We start from the raw sequence: 20,846 nt of genomic DNA on the forward strand, positions 1-20,846 counted from the left end.
CCACGCGTAATTTGTCCGTCAAAGTAGTGAACGTACACCTAACGTAGGAATTTATGGGGACGCAAAAATACAGTTGTGATGCGCCGGTGCATGCAGCCAAGTAAAGTGAAAATAGCTAGAAAGGTGGACCCATGGCCAAAACCCAAAATTCGCCCTCGACCAAAGACGGCAAAGACGGCGCGCTCGACGGTTGGAGCGCGGACCCTCGAAAACTACTACGAGCAAAAGCAATCGTGCCCATTGCAAAGTTCGAACGCGACTCAACCCCAGGTTGGACTTCAGGCAAGGAAGCCGCACTGAAGCAAACCGCTAAACGCGGTGAAATTATGGCTGAACTGCAAGAACGGCTGTGGGCTCAAGCAAATACGGGGCAAAGCCAAGACAGTCTATTAGTGCTCGTCCAAGGCCTTGACACAGCCGGCAAGGGCGGAATCGCAAGGCACGTCCTCGCAATGGTAGACCCGCAAGGCGTAGCCATCACCGCCTTCAAGAAACCCACCCCCGTTGAAGCCAAACACGACTTTTTATGGCGCATAGAAAAAGCCCTCCCCAAGCCCGGCTACATTGGCTTTTTCGACCGCTCCCACTACGAGGACGTGCTCGTACCCTACGTGGCAAACAAGCTAAAGGGCGGGAACCTAACCAAACGCCTCGAAAAAATAAACCGCTGGGAAGCTCAGCTCAAGAAAAAACACATCACGTTGGTCAAATTTGCTCTCCTGGTCAGCTACGACGAACAAGGCCAGAGGCTACTCGAACGCGTAGACCGTCCTGACAAACAATGGAAATATTCTCCTGGAGATATAGACACGCGTTCCGACTGGTTCAAATTCCAGTCCGCCTACGAAGAAATACTCGAGCACACAGACACAGACGTAGCCCCCTGGTATGTAATTCCAGCTGATCACAAGTGGTATTCGAGGCATGCAATCGCCGAAATAATATTACGAACACTGGCAGATATGAATCCGACCTGGCCGAAGCCCACGTACGATGTGGCCGCCGAACGCCAGCGCGTTCTCGCGACGATGCCAGAAGAGACATTATCGGACTATGAGGAAGAAAAGGCCAAGAAGACTCCCCAGCGCGCTGGCGAGGCAGCCGATCTGAAAGCTCAAGTCGCCAAGCTGAATCCGGATGCTGACGCGGCAACCGTAGCCCGAAAATTCGAAGGGAAAAATGCTACCGGGGCAGCCTATGATTTTGGCGCTCAGGTAACTTCCTGGAAAGTTGGCAAGGACGAAGCACTTTGGGCATCTAGTAAGAAGCCGGTTGCAGGCGAAGCCGTACGCGGAGGCATTCCTATTTGTCTACCCTGGTTTGGTTCCGGCAAAGACGGGAACTTGACCCCAAAGCACGGCTTGGCTAGAAGCCAATCCTGGGAATTCGTGGAGCAAAATAACGAGGGCGGCCGCGTAGTTGCCAAGTGGCATCTAGCTAAAGGATCGCTGAAGGGGCAACGTGCAGGCTGGGAGAATCTTTCTGCGACTTTTGAGGCCTCCTTCGGTAACAAGCTACGTCTGGAACTTTCAATCACCAACGAGGGTAAGAAGCCGGTTGAATTTGAAGATGCTCTGCATGCCTACCTGCTGGTATCCGATGTAGAGAAAATCCAAATTACAGGCCTAGAGAAGGTCAAGTATCTAGATAAAGTGCCAGGCCAGGAGGCCACTAGGAGCGCGAAAAAGCCGATCACCTTCTCTGGCGAAACAGATCGAATCTACTTTGGTTCGGGGCCGGTAGAAATTGTAGATGGCGCCCGGCGGATAGAGGTATCGACTGACGGTGCGTCAAACATCGTAATTTGGAATCCCGGTGCAAAAAGGGCGAAGGATTTTGCCGATATTGAGGGTTCTCAATGGCGCCGGTTTGTTTGTATCGAAGGCGCCAACGTATTAGACGACACATTGCGCCTGAAGTCTGGGAAGACACACACTCTAAAATATACGGTCGATATTTCTAAATAGTTACGGTATCTCCCGCGGCTACAGAGGTCATTAGGCGGGCCCACGGACACAGCCTGTGGGCCCGCCTTTTCGTTACTTGCTAAGGTGTACGTTCACCTAATCGCTTAAGTGTACGTTCACTAAAACTGGGGTACAGATCGCACAGAAACGCGCGAAAGAGGACGAACTCACCGCCCTCTTTCACATTCCTGCACAACTACCGGCGGTTATCCAAATAGAACTGCACCAACCCCTTGGTGGACGAATCCTGCATTTCTAAAGCCTCCTCGTCACCCGCAACGGCAGAAGAAATTTGCTTCGCTAGTACCTTTCCCAGCTCAACACCCCATTGGTCAAAGGAATTGACTCCCCAGACAACGCCCTCTACAAAAGTTATGTGCTCATATAAGGCGATCAGTTCTCCCAGCACTCTAGGACTCAATTCAGTCGCCATAATAGACGTAGTAGGTTTGTTGCCCTCAAACACCCTGGCCGGCACGATCTCTGCAGCAGTTCCCTCAGCCCGCACCTCTTCAGCACTCTTGCCAAAAGCCAAAGCCTTCGTTTGGGCAAAGAAATTAGATAAGAACAATTCGTGCTGATCGGCCCCATCCGGAGCCTTCAGCGGCCAAGCAGGATTTACCACCGCGATAAAATCTGCTGGAATCAGCTCAGTGCCCTGATGAATTAGCTGATAGAACGCATGCTGACCATTAGTTCCAGGCTCGCCCCAGAACACTTCGCCAGTTAGCGTAGTCACTCGAGAACCGTCGCGACGCACACTCTTGCCGTTTGACTCCATAGTCAGCTGCTGCAAATACGCCGGAAACCGATGCAAATACTGTGCATACGGCAAAACAGCATGCGTATGAGCATCCAAGAAATTCCGGTACCAAACATTCAGCATCCCCATCAACAACGGAACATTTTCGTTCGCAGGAGCATGCATAAAATGCTCATCCATAGCCCGGAAACCCGACAGAAAATCAGTGAACCCATGCGGCCCTATCGCAATCGCCAATGACAGCCCGACAGCCGAATCAACCGAATAACGTCCGCCAACCCAATCCCAAAAGCCGAAGGCATTAGCAGGGTCTATACCAAACGCTTGAACCCTATCCAACGCCGTCGAAACCGCAACGAAATGTTTAGCTACGGCCTCATCCTGGGATGTACCATCACCAGAAATCAGCCCGCGATCCCTCAAAGACGCCAACAGCCAACGCTTAGCAGCATTCGCATTAGTCAAAGTCTCGAGAGTCGTAAAAGTCTTAGACGCGATTACAAAAAGCGTTGTTTCAGGATCAAGATCCGCAGTTTTCTCGCCAATATCTGTTGGATCAATATTAGAAACATACCGGCACTGCAAACCATCCTGACAATAAGGCTTGAGCGCCTCGTATGCCATAACAGGTCCCAGATCCGAACCACCGATGCCAATATTGACTACAGTCTCAATCGGTTTGCCAGTAGCGCCCTTCCACTCACCAGCACGAACCTTTTTCGCAAAAGAGAACATCTTCTGCAAAACATCCTGCACATCCGCCGTGACATTCTGCCCGTCAACCTGCAAAGGATCTGATACTGGCCGACGCAAAGCCGTATGCAAAACAGCCCTGTCCTCAGTCACATTAATATGTTCGCCCGAGAACATTGCCGCGCGCATTGAGTGTACGTTCACCCCCTCGGCAAGTTCGAGCAAGGCCGAAAAAATTGGTTTCGTAATCAGATTTTTTGACAGATCCACATACAAATCAGCGGCTTTGAACGTCAGATTGTCGGCGCGTTCAGGATCATCATTGAACCATCCACGCAAGTCCGGTTCGAAATTATCCTTCAAGTCCTGCAGTTTTCGCCAAGACGCAAGTTGAGTTGGATCAATCGGTTCTACATGGTCGCTCATGCTAGTTCCTTTCCGTTTCATACCCAAGTGTACGTTCTAGTCGCCAACAAGAAAATTAAGTGTACGTTCACTCCTTTCAGCGAGAGAGCGAAAACGGGCGGCCAGTAGATGCTCCAACCGACGCTACCCTATTCGAAGCACTCCAAGTTATCTGGACCAATCGTTGGCATGGGCGGAACAGGACAAGCAGCCTCCTCAAGGCTAACCACCGGAACCATAGGAACAAACTGCGTCCACCACTGCTCAAAAGGACGCCTATGCTGCAAATCCAACTGATCCATCATGCGTTCAACAGGGAAAACGACGGCATCGTCCTCAGACTCGCCAACATATACGGCCCTAAACCTGCCCTCCTCAAACTGGGCTTCGACCTCGTCCATAGCCCGCGCAGTAAGACGCGTGGCCAACAACCGATCAAACGGCGTAGGCGAACCGCCCTGCTGCAAGTGCCCAATTGCACTCGCACGCACGTCATAAAGGCCACGCCCCTCCTGCTCAAACACGCGCTCCAAAAACTCAAGATTGTACAAGCCGGACGCCTCCTCATTACGAACCGCCAAAAATAATCTCCGGCCCTGCTCAAAAGAACAGCGCATAAGATTTGCGTCCTGCTCGATCTCGCGCAAACTCGTTGGCAGCTCATTTAGATACACTCGCTCTGCCCCAGAAGCAAGCCCAGCCATAAGCGCCAAATATCCGCAATATCGGCCCATCGTCTCAGCAACGAAACAACGTTTAGACGCCGCCGCAGACTCCTTAATCCGATCCAATGCCCAAACAACATTATTCAAAGCCGTGTCCGTCCCAATCGACAACTCAGAACCCGGCAAATTATTATCAATAGTCGCCGGCACCAACACAATTGGAATTCTAAAAGCCGGATAACGCCCCACCTCAGAAACCATCCGGTAAACCGCAAGATAGGCGTTCATTCCGCCAACAATAACGAGGCCGTCCAAATTATTGTTCTCAATCGCCCTACCCACTGCGTAGAGCTCATCGACCTCGGGAATATGCCGCCGGGTTCCCAGTTCCGCGCCCCCGTCAAATCCCCATCCCTCAACATCCCTCCACGCCAAAGGCACAATCTTCGAATCCATCAGGCCAGCGAACGATCCTTGCACGCCCAGCATTTCGAAACCCTTGTCCACGCCTATACGCACCGCGGCTCTAGCGGCAGTGTTCATCCCCGGAGCAAGCCCACCCACGTGCATTATTGCCACACGCTTAGCCGACCTCCCAGAAGTTTCGCACTCGCCCCTTTCAGGCGGAAACGACAGTATCCGATTCAAAGCGAGCATATTGGTAAACGAACGGCCGCGGGCGCGCACGGCCTCCTCATAACAATGCGCCGCAGTCAACTTTTTTACCTTGCGAGTGTGCTCCAACGATTTCACGAGCGGCAGACGCGCGATCCTGTTCTTACGCGAACCCAAAATATAGGGTTCAGACTTTGGCGTCGCCTTCAATACCTCGATCACGGCCGCATACCCGAGAGCGGTCGGCATCCACCGATCATATGCCGAGGGCGTACCGCCCCGTTGAGTGTGCCCCAAAATAGTTATTCGAGCCTGCTGACCAGCGTACTTTTCAACTGCATCGGCCACCGTTTGCGCCGTAATCTTTTCACCTTCAGTGTCCACGGCGCCCTCGGCCACGATAATAATAGACTCCCGTCTGCCTGCAGCTCGGCCTACTTTCAAGGCCTGCACCATATCTTTCTCCCAACCCGGGGCGGGAGGCTCCTCGGGGATGAAAACATAATCACACCCCCCTGCCACAGCAGCCATAAGCGGCAGATAACCGCAGTGGCGTCCCATAACCTCGAGGACGAACGTGCGCTGGTGGGAGGCTGCGGTAGAAGAAATCTCGTCGATTGCCGACAATATTCTGTGAAGGGCAGAATCAGTACCCACAGTCATGTCTGAGCCAACCAGATCATTGTCAATGGAACCAACAATACCTGCGATATAAAGTGTGGGATGGGCCTTCGCCAATTCGTTTGAAATGACTCCTTCAGCCACCAGGTCATCAAGCATAGACGGCCATTCTGCACGGAACTCTTCCGTTCCCGACAGTGAACCGTCACCACCAATCACGATCAGATGATAAATGCCCTTTTCCAGCAGATTTCGTGCAGCTTTTTTCATACCCGAACGTTCGCGGAACTCAGCTGAGCGGGCAGTACCAATTACAGTTCCGCCTCGGTTGAGTATCGAAGAGACGTCCCCCCACCGGAGCGGCCGGATCCGGTCAGTACCCGCTACCGCACCAGCCCACCCGTCTAGTATCGCGTAAGGCTGGGCGCCGAGGGCAATACAAGTACGAACCACTGAACGTACAGCTGCGTTCATGCCCGGGGCATCCCCACCAGACGTCAAAACTCCAACTTTGATCTGACTGCCGTCAGGATTTGAATATTTGCCCCTCAGGTCGTTAAGTGTACGTTCGCTGCCCATTCATCCCTCCATTGGTAAGCAAGGTTCTGCGAAGCGTTTAGTGACTCGCAACTCTATTGTTCCCTAATTTCCGCAACGTGAGTAGGACAAAGATACTGAAACCTGCAAAACATACTGTGCCTCCCCTACCTTCCTTACTTCCCCGGATAGTGTACGTTCACAATTTCGAGGGGGGACTTGCAACCAAGCTAGAGTGTACGTTCACTATCTTATTTTCAAGGGGGGCTAACTTAGCTCCTGCTGAACTGCTTCGTCCAGCTCTTCCAAGAACTGTTCCGTCGTCAAAAACGGTTGTTGGCTGCCTACTAAACGCGCCAAATCCTTCGTCATCTTTCCGCCTTCTACAGTTCTTACTACGACCTTTTCTAGCACATCGGCAAAACCGATGACCTCCGGGGTAGAATCAAGCTTTCCACGGTGGCGCAATCCCCCAGTCCAAGCAAAAATTGAAGCTATCGGATTAGTGGAAGTCGGCTCCCCCCGTTGGTATCTTCTGTAATGCCTCGTTACCGTGCCATGCGCAGCCTCGGCCTCCACTGTTTTGCCATCCGGTGTCATAAGGAGCGACGTCATAAGCCCCAGGGACCCAAACCCCTGAGCTACAGTATCGGACTGAACATCGCCGTCGTAGTTCTTGCATGCCCATACGTATCCGCCCTCCCACCTAAGCGAGCACGCTACCATGTCATCTATCAAGCGGTGTTCGTAGGTTAGGTCTGCAGCCTCGAATTTTTCTCTATATTCCGAATCAAATACCTCTTGAAATATGGTCTTGAACGCCCCATCATAGGCTTTCAAAATAGTATTCTTGGTCGACAAAAACACCGGAAAGCCACGATCTAACCCATAGTTGAAAGCGGCCCTGGCAAAATCGCGTATGGACTCGTGAAAGTTATACATCCCCATAACTACCCCGCCCTCGGGAGGAGTACGTATAACCTCATGCTCAATTGGTTCCGAGCCATCATCAGGCGTAAACGTCAACGTCACGGTTCCTGCACCGGGAACCTTGTAATCCGTAGCCCTATATTGATCTCCAAAAGCGTGGCGCCCAATAACGATTGGTTTCTTCCACCCCGGTACCAGGCGCGGAATATTAGAAATTATGATCGGCTCCCGGAAAACAACCCCACCAAGGATGTTCCGAATCGTGCCATTGGGAGATTTCCACATTTTCTTGAGACTAAATTCTTCAACTCTCGCCTCATCAGGAGTTATAGTTGCACATTTGACACCTACGCCGTGCCTTTTTATGGCGTTCGCAGCATCAATCGTCACTTGATCATCCGTCGCATCGCGACTTTCGATACTTAGATCAAAATAGCGCAGATCAATGTCAAGATACGGGTAGATCAGCCGCTCCTTGATAAAACGCCACATAATACGAGTCATCTCATCGCCATCAAGCTCCACAATCGGCCCTTTGACCTTTATTTTGGTCATAAAGTCTCCTCAATCGAGTTGCAAAGATGTCCTTTACTCTCAGATTACTCGATGTCGAGATAATTTGCTGAGTATCTTCCTCGCCCTCAGGTCCTCCACATGCCAGGATCAAAACTCCGACCCGCACCCTTCAGAGTTGCCCTCGAGAACAGGCCCCACACTTTTATTTAGTGTACGTTCACAAATATTGAATGAGGGAAACACATAGACAAACCATAACTTGCTACGCTCCCCTCAGAACCACCCGGTAGATCCTCGCGGCCTCCAGGATCGCATTCTAGTAGTGATCCATCCCCTCACTGCATAATCCCCAACACCGAGACTGAAAAGCTCCCTACGCAATCTAGCAACCAACACAGTAAAGTTTCCAACCTCATCTGAGCTGACGTGCACCACATGAATACCTAAACTCTCAAGTTCCCTATCGCGGTGCAACTGCCGAGTCCTCTCGTACATGGCAGCCTCTGCAGAAAAACCCAACTTAATACGACCATCAAACTCCAACGCAACAAGGGCTTGCGGATAAAACGCATCAATATAACGGCACCCAGTCCCGGTCCATACCCTCTCCTGAAGCTTCGCCCTCGGCAATCCTGCCAAATAACAAACCCAAACCATTACAGCCTCTAACACAGAATCCACAGCGGGAGTTAGTAAGTCTAATAACCGCTCGGCTTGTCGAAACCTCCGGTCAGGCGGATATTCTCGTCTCAGACGCTTATAAATTCTGGCCGACACCTTCTGAGCGGCACTATACGAGGCCTTCGGATCGTCGCGATCAAACCCAACAAGCTTACGAAGAGCCATACAACCAAACGCTACCGCATCAGCAGGTGGAGCAAGCCGCAGCATATCTAAAATTGTCTGCTCGACGCTAGTTACCCAAACCCCACCTATGCGCTCGACGTGGGGCGGCACAACCCACTCATGCCGAATCACCTGGGCCTCCCGCAACCGTGTTCTCCCAACCTTCAAAGACGGCAAATTCAAACGCTTCCTGCACGTCCTGTCAACTAAAAGGTGCACGTCCGGATTAGTAGCCATATAAGGAATCTTATGGATGAGCGCAGCTGACTCTAGGCAAGCTACGCCCCCACCACACCGGTCAATACTCGCGAGCACTCGCGCGCGACGTAAGAAATCGACGTCTGCAGCTAAAGGCCCGACCTCAATCGGAACCACGGAAGCATTTGGACTTACACGTACTAGCGAAGAATCACCATCACTACAGCGCCTCCGCGCGTGGAAAACAAGCCCCATTGGAGGCTTAAGCCTGTATCTATAACGCCTTCGTTGTGTGAACATACATGAAGTTTCGGCAAAAATACACCACTTTGCCAGTACCATCCCGGAAAGCTGTGGAAAACATAGACCGACGCACCTGTGGACACATTAAATAGTGAACGTACACCTAAAAGCATTAAGCCCTTAAGTGTACGTTCACATCTGAAATGGGGAAGGACTACTTCTCAGGGCCCAGCAACCGATATACGTCAGAACCAATCAAGAAGCCTCGCCCGCTAGCAAGTTCCGCACAAACCAAGTTCTCGCCGTCGTCGCCGCAAGCCCAACCGTCCTTTTGTATACGTTTACCATACTCCAACGAACGAATCTTCATTCGCTGATTGGGATCCGGATTATCTTCAACCTCCGCGTCATAGCGCAGAGGCTGCCCTTTAACAACACAGGCGCCGATTCCACGACCTCCGGGCCAAACAGCAAGCGTGTCACCCGTACGGTTGCCCTCTACACAACCCACCTGATCCTCAGTATGCAAATCCAACGCACGCACCAACCCACACTGAATGCTAGGCGAAGCGGCAGTTGAACCATCAGCTCCCCTATACGGCAAAATCAGGTCCGTACCAAGTTTTCCACCAGCGTCAGAGAAGGAACAAACGACATGCCCGGACTCTGAACGAAAAACCAAAGCGTTCCCCACCTTGAAACTCGCCAAATCCGACCTCGGCATGCCCAACAAAGCACCAATTGAACTATCAGCTCCTTGGGGAACTACCACATCATCCGGATCAGCACTACTGGGGGCAACCGTGGCCTTACCGCCGACCTTTTGGGCAGCTGGCCCAAGCTTGCCCGTTGAAACCCCGTACACGTAATAGCACAGCCCAGCTAGTACTACTAGCAACACCAGCGACCACAGAGCCCAGCCAATTTTCTTTACCACTGGCCCATCCCTTCAGCAAGTGGCCAATTACGATCAATGTGTACCCCATCGCCGCGGCGCTCACGCAAAAATGTTTCAAAATCTACTGCCCATTGTTCGTGGGCAGCCTTCTGCAAGGCGTTTATTTGCTCCGGACTGACCTCAGCGAATTGGCGATGAAATGTCAACATAACATTGGCTAAATTGAGCGTTGCTGCAGCATCTACGCCAGCATTGTGGAGCCCATCGGGCATTTCCACCGCGTAATGTTTTAGCAAATCAGCAAGCCTACGCTTACCCCTTCGGCGCGGAACGAACGCGCGGTCCAAAACCAAAGGGTCAAATACGGGGACGTGCCCAGTATCAACTCGGTGACGGAGCGCAGGAAGATTATAACGCGCAAGTTCACTCTCAAGAATCGTCAGATCGTAGCTGGCATTGAATATTACGAGGACGGATCCTGCACTGGTCTCCTCGGCGATCGTCGCCGCAATTTCTGACAGCGCCTCCGCAGGCTCCATGCCGTTAGCTTCCACGAACTCAGAGCTCATCCCGTGGACAGCCCTTGAAGCAGGCGGAATTGGTACTCCAGGATTCACGATCCATGATCGTTCGCTGCAGTTCGTACTCTCCGAGGGCGAGAGACGCCCTATGAGAGAAGCAGTAATTATACGGTCCTCGCGAGGGTTAGTACCTGTTGTTTCAGTATCGAACCCAAGCACACGAGTATTTTGCCAAGCTTCGAGCGGGGTCACATTTGCTCCATCGTTTTTCACAATTTTAAGTGTACGTTCACTCCTCGAAATTTCTGAAGAGTGAACGTACACTTAAAAACCCTGGGTCAGGGCCCTGCAAGCCCCCCGAAAATACCTACTTTTGAGACTGCCCGTGGTAGTTGGGTGCCTCCACAGTCATCTGCACATCATGCGGATGGGACTCACGCAGCCCTGCCGCAGTAATCTGCACAAACTTTCCACGTTCTTTCAGGGTCGGAATATCCACAGCGCCAACGTAGAACATCGACTGGTGCAGCCCCCCGAGCAGCTGATAAACAACCGCCGCTAGAGAGCCAGAATACGGAACCTGTCCCTCAATACCCTCAGGGACGATCTTGTCATCAGAAGACACATCCGCCTGAAAATACCTATCCTTCGAATAAGACTTACGCCCTCGCGAGCTCATCGCACCTAAGGAACCCATACCCCGGTAGTGCTTGTACTGCTTACCATTCATAAATACGAGTTCACCAGGTGATTCCTCACAACCCGCCAGCAACGAACCTAGCATCACGGTATCTGCTCCCGCAGCGATCGCCTTTGCAATATCCCCCGAATACTGCAAGCCACCATCGGCTATTAGTGGCACTCCTGCAGGCTTACACGCCTTCGCCGCCTCAATAATGGCCGTAATCTGGGGAACCCCAACGCCTGCAACGATGCGCGTGGTGCAAATCGAGCCAGGCCCGACTCCCACCTTCACTGCATCTACCCCAGCGTCAATAAGTGCCTGGGCGCCCTCTTCAGTAGCTACGTTGCCGCCAACCACCTGAATTCCGTCAAAGCGCTCATCTGACTTGAGGCGAGAAATCATCTGACAAGCAAGCTCAGCTGCACCGTTGGCTGTGTCAACGACGAGGACGTCGACTCCAGCCTCGGCTAAGGCTTCGGCGCGCTCCCAAGTATCACCCCAGTAGCCAAGGGCGGCCCCCACGAGCAGACGCCCCTTAGAATCTTTGGTCGCATTCGGATATTTCTCGGTCTTCACAAAGTCTTTCACCGTAATCAGACCGCCGAGACGCCCATTTTCATCTACGATCGGGAGTTTCTCGATCCTATGCTGAGCCAAAAGCTTCTTTGCTTCGTCCCGAGAAATACCAACCTTGCCAGTAATCAGTGGCATCGGTGTCATAGCCTCCGAAACCTTCATCTCGGCCCACTTTGACGGAGGAATAAAGCGGAGATCACGGTTAGTAATAATGCCAAGTAGCTTATTGTCCTCGTCGACGACAGGAAGCCCAGACACGCGATAATGGCCGCAGAGTTTGTCCAGCTCCTCGATTGTCGCTTCCGGCTGCACAGTAACGGGATCCGAAACCATCCCCGACTCCGAGCGTTTCACCTGCCGCACCTGGTGAGCCTGCTCTTCAATGGAGAGGTTGCGGTGCAAAATACCAATTCCGCCCTGCCGCGCCATCGCGATCGCCATCCTGGCCTCAGTCACAGTATCCATGGCCGCGGAGATCAGCGGCATGCGCAGCTTAATCTTCTTCGTCAACACCGCCTCCGTATTCACATCGGAGGGGACGACATTCGTTGTTCGCGGAAGCAGCAGAACATCGTCGTAGGTAAGACCTGTCAGTACAACTGGATTTTGCATATCGTGGCTCACATTTCAATACTAACGCCCAATTTCTTGAGGCTTAAGCCTCAGCAATGGGATTTTTATCATGCACGCAGCCGTTCGCCATAGAAGAAGAACGCTAACAGCCGCCCGCCTGAACACCGGCTTAACTAATTCTTACCGAATTGTTAGCTTTATTTTCGGCTTGCATTCAGGAAACTCTAAGATTCACCTGAAACACTCTTGTATAAGGGATCTGATCAAGTCAGCCCCTGGGGTTCACAGAGCCCACGCAACTGCTAAGGAGATGCGAATGACAGATGTATCGCGACTTCCCGGTCCCAGCATAGACCTTTGGGAATGGCAGTACGAGGGTGCCTGCCGCGACCTTGATACGGAACTTTTCTTTCATCCCGAGGGCGAACGCGGAGGTACTCGTAGGCGTCGCGCGGAGGCCGCGAAAGCCGTCTGTGCTACGTGTCCGGTTATCGATAAATGCCGCGAATACGCACTAAAAGCCCACGAACCATACGGCGTGTGGGGTGGAATGACAGAGGAAGAACGTAGGGCACAAATTCAGAAGGCTCGTAAGAGCGCGTAGAAAGCTTTCGTACAACAGTTCCATGGGAGCAGTCGCAGGGCTGCTCCCATTTTTATCCCATTTTTATGCGACTACCCTCCGGCACTTAAGTGTACGTTCACTATCTTCGGTGGCGACCATACCGCTTCAGAACCAGTGCCGTTACCAGCAAAACTTAAGTGTACGTTCACTACGTTACGGGTACACATGCCTCCCTCACTCACCCCCGATAACGCACGCCCACCCCAAGTCTTGCTGCAAAACACTACGAGAAGTTACCGTACTTAAAGAAAAAGCGGCCGGCAGCAACGCTACCAGCCGCATTTCCTAAAAAGGCTTAGCGATCAACCTTAGCCAAAATATCGCGAGCATTGAGCAGCAAATACTCCTGCCCGTTGTACTTCACCTCGGTGCCGCCATACTTCGAATAAATCACGACGTCGCCCTCGGCAACATCAACCGGAACGCGCTTGCCGGAGTCATCAATACGACCCGGACCAACTGCCAAAACAGTACCTTCCTGAGGCTTTTCCTTAGCGTTATCCGGAATAACAAGGCCTGAAGCAGTCTTTTTCTCGGCTTCTACCTGCTGGACCAAGACGCGGTCCTCGAGCGGCTTAATGGAGACCGACACTGCGGACCTCCCTTTCTTGTAGATCGAATGGGATTGCTAACGGCCCCCTACCCTCCGTCGCGGGTGGTCGAATAGGCGACCTGCGCTTAGCTATTCGCTTCACGTACAAGATATAGATTAGCCCCACCCTTAGCACTCTGACAACCTGAGTGCCAACGGTTCTCTGTTAGCCAACTTTATAGGACCGACCAGGCCAGGTAGGCTTTCCATATGCCTCTTCCAAACATTGGTACCCGCCCTCAGAAAAACCCTTTCAGCCCGGGCGGAAACTACTATAAAGAACTCGAACAGGCATGTAAGATTGGCGCCAGCCCAGACAGAGTTGGCCTTTTGCTCCGCAAACAAGGGCTGGCACCTCAGATAGCGACGGAGATCGCCATCCAATGCGACCTCCGCAAACGCGCCGAAGCTAAATTCGGCACACAGGCCAAGAAAATGCTTTTCACTCGGCCAGGGCTCGAACAAGCCACCCGACAATGTGTGGCATCGATTCATGCAAAACGGCTTGCTGAAGTGAACGTACACTTCGTCGCAGATCTAGGATGCGGCCTCGGCACCGAAGCAATTGCCTTCGCGAAAGCGGGCATACAAGTCTTAGCACTAGAACTTGACGACTACACCGCAAGCTGCGCGAAGCACAATCTCGCAGAGTACCCACAAGCGACAGTCAAGATAGCCGACGTTACAAAAATTAGCATGCAGACGCTTGCCGATGCTGGCGTGGACGCGCTCTTCGCAGACCCGGCCCGACGTGGCCCACGTGGCCGTCTGATAGACCCAAGCACCTGGTCTCCGGCGCTGCCTCTAGTCCTAAACTGGCGTAACTCAATCCCGAATTTAGGCGTGAAAGTTGCCCCGGGCCTGCACTATTCGGATATTCCGAGCGACGCGGAGGCGCTGTGGGTAAGTGTCGACGGGGCAGTCGTCGAAACGAGTTTATGGTTCGGGGATTTACGCAAAAGGGCCGGCCGCGCGGCGCTATGCATACGGGGCGGGCAATACTCCACCTTCCCTATTTACACCGACTCACCAAATGCACCCGCTGCTAGGGCTGAAGTAGGCAATTCTGTCGCCGAATGGATTGGCGAGGTCGACGGAGCCATATTGCGCGCAGGTGGGTTAGCGCAATGGGTAAAGTCGTGGCCGGGGGCAACGCTAGTTCACGAGGGAATCGCATATGCAACGTCAGAAATCGCTCCCCCAGCAGTAGCCGCAAAATTTGGTAGGTTTTGGAAAGTTCATTCAGTACTACCCCTCAACGCTAAGAAGATAAAACGGCGTTTAGCAGACTTGGGCGTCGGCACCTTAGAAATCAAAAAGCGAGGAATCCAGATTGATCCCGCTGCCTTTCGCAAAAGGGTGTTGCCAAAACCAACCGGTAATCTTTCAGCAACACTATTTCTTACTAGAGCGCAAGTCACGGGCAAATCTAAGCATGTGGCTATCTTGGCATTTGGGTGAACGTACACTTAACGACAGGCGGGGCGGGAGCCTGGCTGAACACAACCCGGCCAAGACAAACCGCCCCGACCAACGGCGCTATTCTAAACTCGCGCCACAGACAACGACAAACCAGAATCCGGGCCAAATGACGGGTCTGAGGGTTCCACGCCCTCGCGCACAAGCGCACTCCCTATTGCCGCTATTTGGGCCCCATTATCTGTACAAAAACGCAACGGAGGCAATCTAACCTCCAGCCCAGCACTCTGCGCACGAGCAGAAAGTAACTCACGCAACCGCGAATTAGCTGAATACCCACCCCCGACAACAATCGTTGAACAGCCCAGGTCCTGCGCCGCCAAAACAGCCTTAGCGGTCAAAGAATCATTTACCGCCTCAGAAAACCCCGCGCACACGTCCTCGGCGGGAACTTGCCTCCCTGCTTGCTCAAGCCCCTCGACATACCTGGCCACAGCCGTTTTTAGGCCTGAAAAACTAAAATCGTACCTGTGGGCATTCTTATCCTTCGAAGATGCTAACCCGCGCGGAAAACGAATAGCCTTCTTATTTCCAGCCTGCGCCAAGCGGTCAACGTGCGGCCCGCCCGGGTAAGGAGTTCCGAGCATCCTCCCCACCTTGTCGAATGCCTCCCCCGCAGCATCGTCGAGAGTTCCCCCCAATTCGCGCACATCAGTTGCAATATTGTGCACATCAAGAAGATTGGAATGTCCCCCTGAAACGATTAAACCGACAAAATGATCCGGAAATGGTCCATCAACAAGCTCATCTACGGCAAGGTGTCCAATCACATGATTTACGCCATACAGGGGCTTATTCAAGCTCGCGGCCAACGCCTTTGCGGCAGAAATCCCAACCGTTAGCGAGCCGACCAAGCCGGGACCAGCCGCGCAGGCGATAGCATCTACCTGATCTAAATCAACTCCTGCCTTTTCGAGAGCGGCGCGCATTGTAGGCAGAAAAGACTCGAGGTGAGCGCGTGAAGCAATTTCCGGGATTATGCCGCCATAACGAGCATGTTGATCCATCGATGTAGCTGTAACGTCGGCTAGAAGCTCGCGGTCTCGCACGAGGGCGACACCTGTCTCGTCACAAGTAGATTCAATACCTAGTATTAGCGGTTCAGCAGTCACTGTTTCATCCTACGCGTTCCCTTGATCAGTACGAAGTTAAGTGTACGTTCACTCCCCCACGGGTGGGAGCGCAAATATTTCAGGTGTACGTTCACTCTTTCCTTAAGTGTACGTTCACCCTTTTCGGGGTGAGTGTCCAACACTTTAAGTGTACGTTCACCCTTTTAGGGAAGGGACTATGTGGAACGGCCCTTCCCACCTCTTCTCTCTCCCCCAGAGAAAGACACAACCACACGCCCTCCCACACAATCAAACACAACAAAGGGCCCCGGAAACCGTTCATTCACAGCCCCGGGACCCCAACTCGAGCAAAACTACATGCCCTTAAGCACGGCCTTACCCAACTGACGATTCAACACAGAAATCGTCTCAAGAGGAATCTGCTTCGGGCACACAGCTGCACACTCACCAAAGTTCGTGCACCCACCGAAGCCCTCAGCGTCGTGCGCCAACAACATGTTCTTCACGCGCATAAGATTCTCGGGCTCACCCTGCGGCAACAAACCCAAATGGGTGACCTTCGCAGAAGTGAACAACATAGCCGACCCATTAGGACACGCCGCCACACAGGCACCACACCCAATACAAGCCGCAGCCTCAAATGCCCTATCTGCGTTCTCTTTAGGCACCGGAGTCGAATGCGCGTCAGGAGCCGCCCCAGTGTTGACAGAAATATACCCGCCAGCCTGAATAATACGATCCAACGCGCTCCGATTAACCACCAAATCCTTAATGACAGGGAACGCCTTCGAACGCCACGGCTCGATAGTAATCGTGTCCCCATCCTTGAAAGAACGCATATGCAACTGACAAGTAGGAGTATTCCCCTTAGGAGACGCCCCATCATTGCCATGCGGAACACCATTGATCACCAAACCACACATGCCGCAAATTCCCTCGCGGCAATCAGAATCGAACGCAACCGGATCCTCGCCCTTCGCGAACAACTCCTCGTTCAAGATGTCAAGCATCTCGAGGAAGCTCGTCTCTTCTTGCACCCCAACGAGCTCATATTCCTTCATTACGCCTTCAGCCTCAGGGCCAGCCTGGCGCCAGATACGCAGTTTAATCTTCACTTGTAACTCCGCTGCTTCAGCTCGATGTTGTTATAGATCAAATCTTCCTTATGCAAAACCGGTGGCTGGTCCTCGCCCTTGTACTCCCACGCCGCAACGTAAAGGTACTTGTCGTCATGACGCAACGCCTCGCCCTCTTCAGTCTGGGACTCACCACGGAAGTGACCGCCGCAAGACTCATTACGATGCAAGGCGTCGATGCACATCAGCTCGCCAAGCTCCAAGAAGTCAGCGACCCTACCCGCCCGTTCAAGCGACTGATTCATCTGCCCAACAGACTCACCGGGAACGCGCACATTCTGCCAAAACTCCTTGCGCAACGCGCGAATCTTCTCGATCGCTTCCAACAGGCCATCGTGGGTGCGATACATCCCGCAGTAATCCCACATTATCCGCCCCAATTCCTTGTGGAAAGAATCCACTGAACGGGAACCGCCGATACTCATAAAGCGGTCAATACGCTCCTGAGCCTCGGCCAAAGCCGCCTGCACATCCGGATCGTCGCCATCCAGCAACGGCTCAGCCAACTTATCTGCCAAATAGTCATTCACCGTATTCGGAAGGACAAAATAACCGTCAGAGAGCCCCTGCATGAGCGCCGAAGCACCCAACCGGTTGGCCCCATGGTCCGAGAAATTAGCTTCCCCGCCTACATACAGGCCCGGAATGGTCGACTCCAAGTCATAATCAACCCAAAGCCCGCCCATGGTGTAGTGGGACGCCGGGTAAATACGCATGGGCACCTCATACGGATCGTCGTCCGTAATACGCTCATACATTTCGAACAAGTTGCCATACTTAGCCGAAACAGCATCCTTACCCATGCGCTCAATCGCATCGGCAAAATCAAGGTACACACCGCGGCGAACCATACGCTCCTGGCCGTCAGGGCCGACCTCGGCAAGTGCCGGACCGACGCCCCTACCCTCGTCACACATGTTCTTTGCCTGACGCGAAGCAATATCGCGCGGCACCAAGTTACCGAAAGACGGATAGATGCGTTCCAAGTAGTAATCGCGATCTTCCTCCGGAATATCACGTGGATCCTTGTCGCAATCCTCAGCTTTCTTAGGCACCCAGATACGCCCGTCATTACGCAGCGACTCAGACATCAGCGTAAGCTTCGACTGCTGATCCCCATGCTGCGGAATACAAGTCGGGTGAATCTGCGTGTAGCACGGATTAGCGAAATAGGCGCCCTTTCGGTAAGCCCTCCACGCAGCCGTAGCGTTGCACCCCATCGCATTCGTGGAGAGGAAGAAAACGTTTCCGTATCCACCAGTACACAAAATAACGCAGTGGGCCGTATGCGCCTCAAGCTTACCTGTTGTCATATCGCGAGCAACGATGCCCTTGGCATGACCATTCTTCAGGATAAGCTCGACCATTTCATGGCGTGAATGCTCGATTACTGTGCCCGCCTTAACCTGCCGCTCCAGTGCCTGATACGCGCCAATCAGCAGCTGCTGGCCTGTTTGCCCACGTGCATAGAATGTACGCGAAACCTGCACCCCGCCAAAAGAGCGGTTATCGAGCAACCCACCATATTCGCGAGCGAAGGGAACCCCCTGCGCCACACATTGGTCAATAATATTGGCACTGACCTCCGCAAGACGGTAAACATTAGTCTCGCGTGCCCGGTAGTCGCCCCCCTTTACAGTGTCGTAGAAAAGGCGATAGACCGAATCGTTGTCATTGCGGTAATCCTTCGCGGCGTTGATACCGCCCTGAGCTGCAATAGAGTGGGCACGCCGCGCCGAATCCTGGTAGAAGAAGACGTCAACGTGGTAACCCATCTCGCCAAGCGAAGCAGCGGCAGCGCCACCAGCCAAACCAGTGCCCACAACAATAATCTTTAGCTTGCGACGATTCGCAGGATTGACCAGCTTCGCCGTAAACTTGCGAGTCTCCCAACACTTCTCGATTGGCACATCAAGCGGCGCCTTAGTGTCGGCAATTTTCTCGCCCTCGTAATAAAGTCCGGAAATAAGTTCGCTCATGATCTTCACCCCTTACTTGATGACGCCAAGTGCGATACAGAGCGGCGGCAACACAAACATGAACCAGATGGCAAACCCGATAAGCCCAGACAACACAGTCATAGGCTTGCGGGTATTTTCGCGCATCCAACCCATGGTTTGGAACGCCGACCAAAAACCGTGCGCGACGTGCAAAGCCACAATCGACACAAACGCCACATAGACCAGGACCATCCACCAATTGGAGAAGGTAGTAACCATCATCGAGAACGGCATTGCTGGCACCTTCTCGCCGTCAACCACCATTGTGTGGGAGGCGTATGCAGCATTGTCGCCAATCTTGAACGTCTTAGTAGTGAAGTGCAAGATGTGGAAAATGATTAGGCCGATCAACAGCAGCGATCCGACTCGCACTGTCCGCGCCGCATAGGAATTTGTCACCGCCTTTTTTACGTCATAGCGGGTTCCCCGAGCCGCGCCAGCGCGGTGCCACAGGTAAAGCGCCGAAACCATGTGCACGACAATGAGCAGAATCATGATTACGCGCAGGATCCACAAGAACCCTTCGTAAGGCAGGATCGGGTAGAGGAACATCCTCAGGTGGTGGGCGTAGCCGTTGTAACTGGCCGCCCCGCCGAACGCCTTTAGATTTCCGTATGAATGAAATAACAGAAAAAAGACGAAGAAGAGACCCGAGATAGCCATCGCCTGCTTCATGAAGACGGTGGTATTCCAAGCATGTCTCTTCTTGGTCGTCACATTTGAATTCGCCACGTTTTTAGCCTAGTCGCACAGATCACTAGACGAGGTAGATCCACAGTCCCAAAACGGGATAACAAAAGCCAGCCGCGGCCTGGTTGCCGCGTTATTCGTGGCATTTAAAAGAACGGCGGCGCGCAAATAGGTTGCATTTTTCTGACACTCAGGGGGGCTTGACAGCGCATTTTGGCTATTTTCCGGCGATCTTTTGGCAACAGAACTGTTACGTAAACTACTTCAGGGCAAATTTTAAGGTGATTCTCGCTATACGCGTAGACCGGACTTAGCACGCGCATCATTGCTTTGAGTAAAGACGGCGACGTGCCAGCCCGCAACTTCTAGGGGCGTTTATTTGCGAGGACGAAGCGCGCTCCGGACGTGCACCACAGAGGGCTGCAGGGGCAGGCCGCAAGTAACGGGGGGGTGAAAGCCATCTGCTTGTTTAAGGAGTTCACCTTAGGGGGTATTCTTTTCCGAGGACAAAAGTAAGGATTTACCCATCCGGATACCGTCATCCGGGGGCAGGCGATAGTAGTGGCGAATCACGCCGAGTTCCTTGTAACCGGCACGCTGGTAAAGGCGCCGGGCCTGCGCGTTCTTGCTGCGCACTTCCAAGAATATTGCGTCAGCACCTAGGGAGGCGGCAACATTTTCGAGCCAAGAGACAATTGCCGCGCCGATCCCCTTACACCTTTGTGACGGGACAGTAGCTACCGTCATGACGTCGGCCTGGTCGCCAACGAAACGCACCCCTCCGTATCCGAGTAGTTCAACAGAATCTACCGACGCTACCGCGCCCACGTACGCGCGATCTGGCCTCGACAGCTCTTTCCGCAAGATCTGCGCATCCCAAGCTTCTCCACCAAATAGGTTCCGCTCCAATGAGGCAATCTGGTCCACCCAACACAAATCGAGCCTGACCAGCGCAAATGGGGCTTCGCCCTCGGGCGCCTTAAGTGTACGTTCACTCAT

Annotated in this window: 16 protein-coding genes; 3 read left to right on the forward strand and 13 right to left on the reverse strand. The window is 53.0% G+C overall.

Annotated elements, in window-relative coordinates; translation table 11 throughout:
- Positions 1 to 131: 131 nt before the first annotated feature.
- Entirely contained in the window at positions 132 to 1,967 is a 1,836-nt protein-coding gene (locus G437_RS11400) for a PPK2 family polyphosphate kinase (RefSeq protein WP_024331020.1), read from the forward strand.
- A 196-nt stretch (positions 1,968 to 2,163) separates the two neighbouring features.
- On the opposite strand, the gene pgi is transcribed toward G437_RS11400, so the two are convergent.
- The 7 genes from pgi to guaB all read right to left on the reverse strand — a co-directional run bounded on the left by pgi (position 2,164) and on the right by guaB (position 12,291).
- The gene (pgi, locus tag G437_RS0102490; protein ID WP_024331021.1) at positions 2,164 to 3,849 is read right to left on the reverse strand and encodes a glucose-6-phosphate isomerase; all 1,686 of its coding nucleotides are present in this window, start codon (positions 3,847 to 3,849) and stop codon (positions 2,164 to 2,166) included.
- Positions 3,850 to 3,977: 128 nt separating this feature from the next.
- Positions 3,978 to 6,308, reverse strand: coding sequence for a 6-phosphofructokinase (locus G437_RS0102495; RefSeq protein WP_024331022.1), 2,331 nt, complete (start codon positions 6,306 to 6,308; stop codon positions 3,978 to 3,980).
- Between the two features lie 225 nt (positions 6,309 to 6,533).
- Positions 6,534 to 7,751: an NADP-dependent isocitrate dehydrogenase gene (locus G437_RS0102500; protein WP_024331023.1), complete on the reverse strand. Its 1,218-nt coding sequence runs from the start codon at positions 7,749 to 7,751 to the stop codon at positions 6,534 to 6,536.
- A gap of 234 nt (positions 7,752 to 7,985) precedes the next feature.
- Positions 7,986 to 8,795 carry a hypothetical protein gene (locus G437_RS0102505; RefSeq protein ID WP_024331024.1) on the reverse strand — a complete coding sequence of 270 codons (810 nt, stop codon included), beginning with the start codon at positions 8,793 to 8,795 and terminating at the stop codon, positions 7,986 to 7,988.
- A gap of 418 nt (positions 8,796 to 9,213) precedes the next feature.
- On the reverse strand, positions 9,214 to 9,936 hold the full coding sequence (locus G437_RS0102510) for a hypothetical protein (RefSeq protein ID WP_024331025.1): 723 nt from the start codon (positions 9,934 to 9,936) through the stop codon (positions 9,214 to 9,216).
- A complete protein-coding gene (locus G437_RS0102515) occupies positions 9,930 to 10,691 on the reverse strand; it encodes an exonuclease domain-containing protein (RefSeq protein ID WP_158237506.1) in 762 nt (253 codons plus the stop codon). The genes G437_RS0102510 and G437_RS0102515 overlap by 7 nt, the downstream gene beginning before the upstream one ends.
- Before the next feature lie 94 nt (positions 10,692 to 10,785).
- A complete protein-coding gene (gene guaB / locus G437_RS0102520; protein WP_024331027.1) occupies positions 10,786 to 12,291 on the reverse strand; it encodes an IMP dehydrogenase in 1,506 nt (501 codons plus the stop codon).
- Between the two features lie 277 nt (positions 12,292 to 12,568).
- On the opposite strand from guaB, the gene G437_RS0102525 reads away from it, so the two are divergent.
- Positions 12,569 to 12,856 (forward strand): WhiB family transcriptional regulator, encoded by a 288-nt coding sequence (locus G437_RS0102525; protein WP_024331028.1) that lies wholly within the window; start codon positions 12,569 to 12,571, stop codon positions 12,854 to 12,856.
- Between the two features lie 316 nt (positions 12,857 to 13,172).
- On the opposite strand, the gene groES is transcribed toward G437_RS0102525, so the two are convergent.
- Positions 13,173 to 13,469 (reverse strand): co-chaperone GroES, encoded by a 297-nt coding sequence (gene groES / locus G437_RS0102530; RefSeq protein ID WP_024331029.1) that lies wholly within the window; start codon positions 13,467 to 13,469, stop codon positions 13,173 to 13,175.
- 210 nt (positions 13,470 to 13,679) lie between these two features.
- Here groES and G437_RS0102535 point away from each other — a divergent pair, with 210 nt between their 5' ends.
- Positions 13,680 to 14,930 (forward strand): THUMP-like domain-containing protein, encoded by a 1,251-nt coding sequence (locus tag G437_RS0102535; RefSeq protein WP_024331030.1) that lies wholly within the window; start codon positions 13,680 to 13,682, stop codon positions 14,928 to 14,930.
- 83 nt (positions 14,931 to 15,013) lie between these two features.
- Here G437_RS0102535 and tsaD read toward each other — a convergent pair whose 3' ends face one another.
- The 5 genes from tsaD to rimI all read right to left on the reverse strand — a co-directional run bounded on the left by tsaD (position 15,014) and on the right by rimI (position 20,846).
- On the reverse strand, positions 15,014 to 16,060 hold the full coding sequence (gene tsaD, locus G437_RS0102540; protein ID WP_024331031.1) for a tRNA (adenosine(37)-N6)-threonylcarbamoyltransferase complex transferase subunit TsaD: 1,047 nt from the start codon (positions 16,058 to 16,060) through the stop codon (positions 15,014 to 15,016).
- A gap of 314 nt (positions 16,061 to 16,374) precedes the next feature.
- Positions 16,375 to 17,136, reverse strand: coding sequence for a succinate dehydrogenase/fumarate reductase iron-sulfur subunit (locus G437_RS0102545; protein ID WP_024331032.1), 762 nt, complete (start codon positions 17,134 to 17,136; stop codon positions 16,375 to 16,377).
- Positions 17,133 to 19,136, reverse strand: a complete 2,004-nt coding sequence (locus G437_RS0102550; RefSeq protein ID WP_024331033.1) for a fumarate reductase/succinate dehydrogenase flavoprotein subunit — start codon at positions 19,134 to 19,136, stop codon at positions 17,133 to 17,135. Before G437_RS0102550 ends, G437_RS0102545 begins: the two co-directional genes overlap by 4 nt.
- Before the next feature lie 12 nt (positions 19,137 to 19,148).
- Positions 19,149 to 19,889, reverse strand: a complete 741-nt coding sequence (locus G437_RS0102555) for a succinate dehydrogenase cytochrome b subunit (protein WP_024331034.1) — start codon at positions 19,887 to 19,889, stop codon at positions 19,149 to 19,151.
- Between the two features lie 441 nt (positions 19,890 to 20,330).
- Positions 20,331 to 20,846: a ribosomal protein S18-alanine N-acetyltransferase gene (gene rimI / locus G437_RS0102560; protein ID WP_024331035.1), complete on the reverse strand. Its 516-nt coding sequence runs from the start codon at positions 20,844 to 20,846 to the stop codon at positions 20,331 to 20,333.

The sequence above is a fragment of the Winkia neuii subsp. neuii DSM 8576 genome, assembly GCF_000420405.1.
In the GTDB taxonomy this organism is placed as follows: Bacteria; Actinomycetota; Actinomycetes; order Actinomycetales; family Actinomycetaceae; genus Winkia; species Winkia neuii.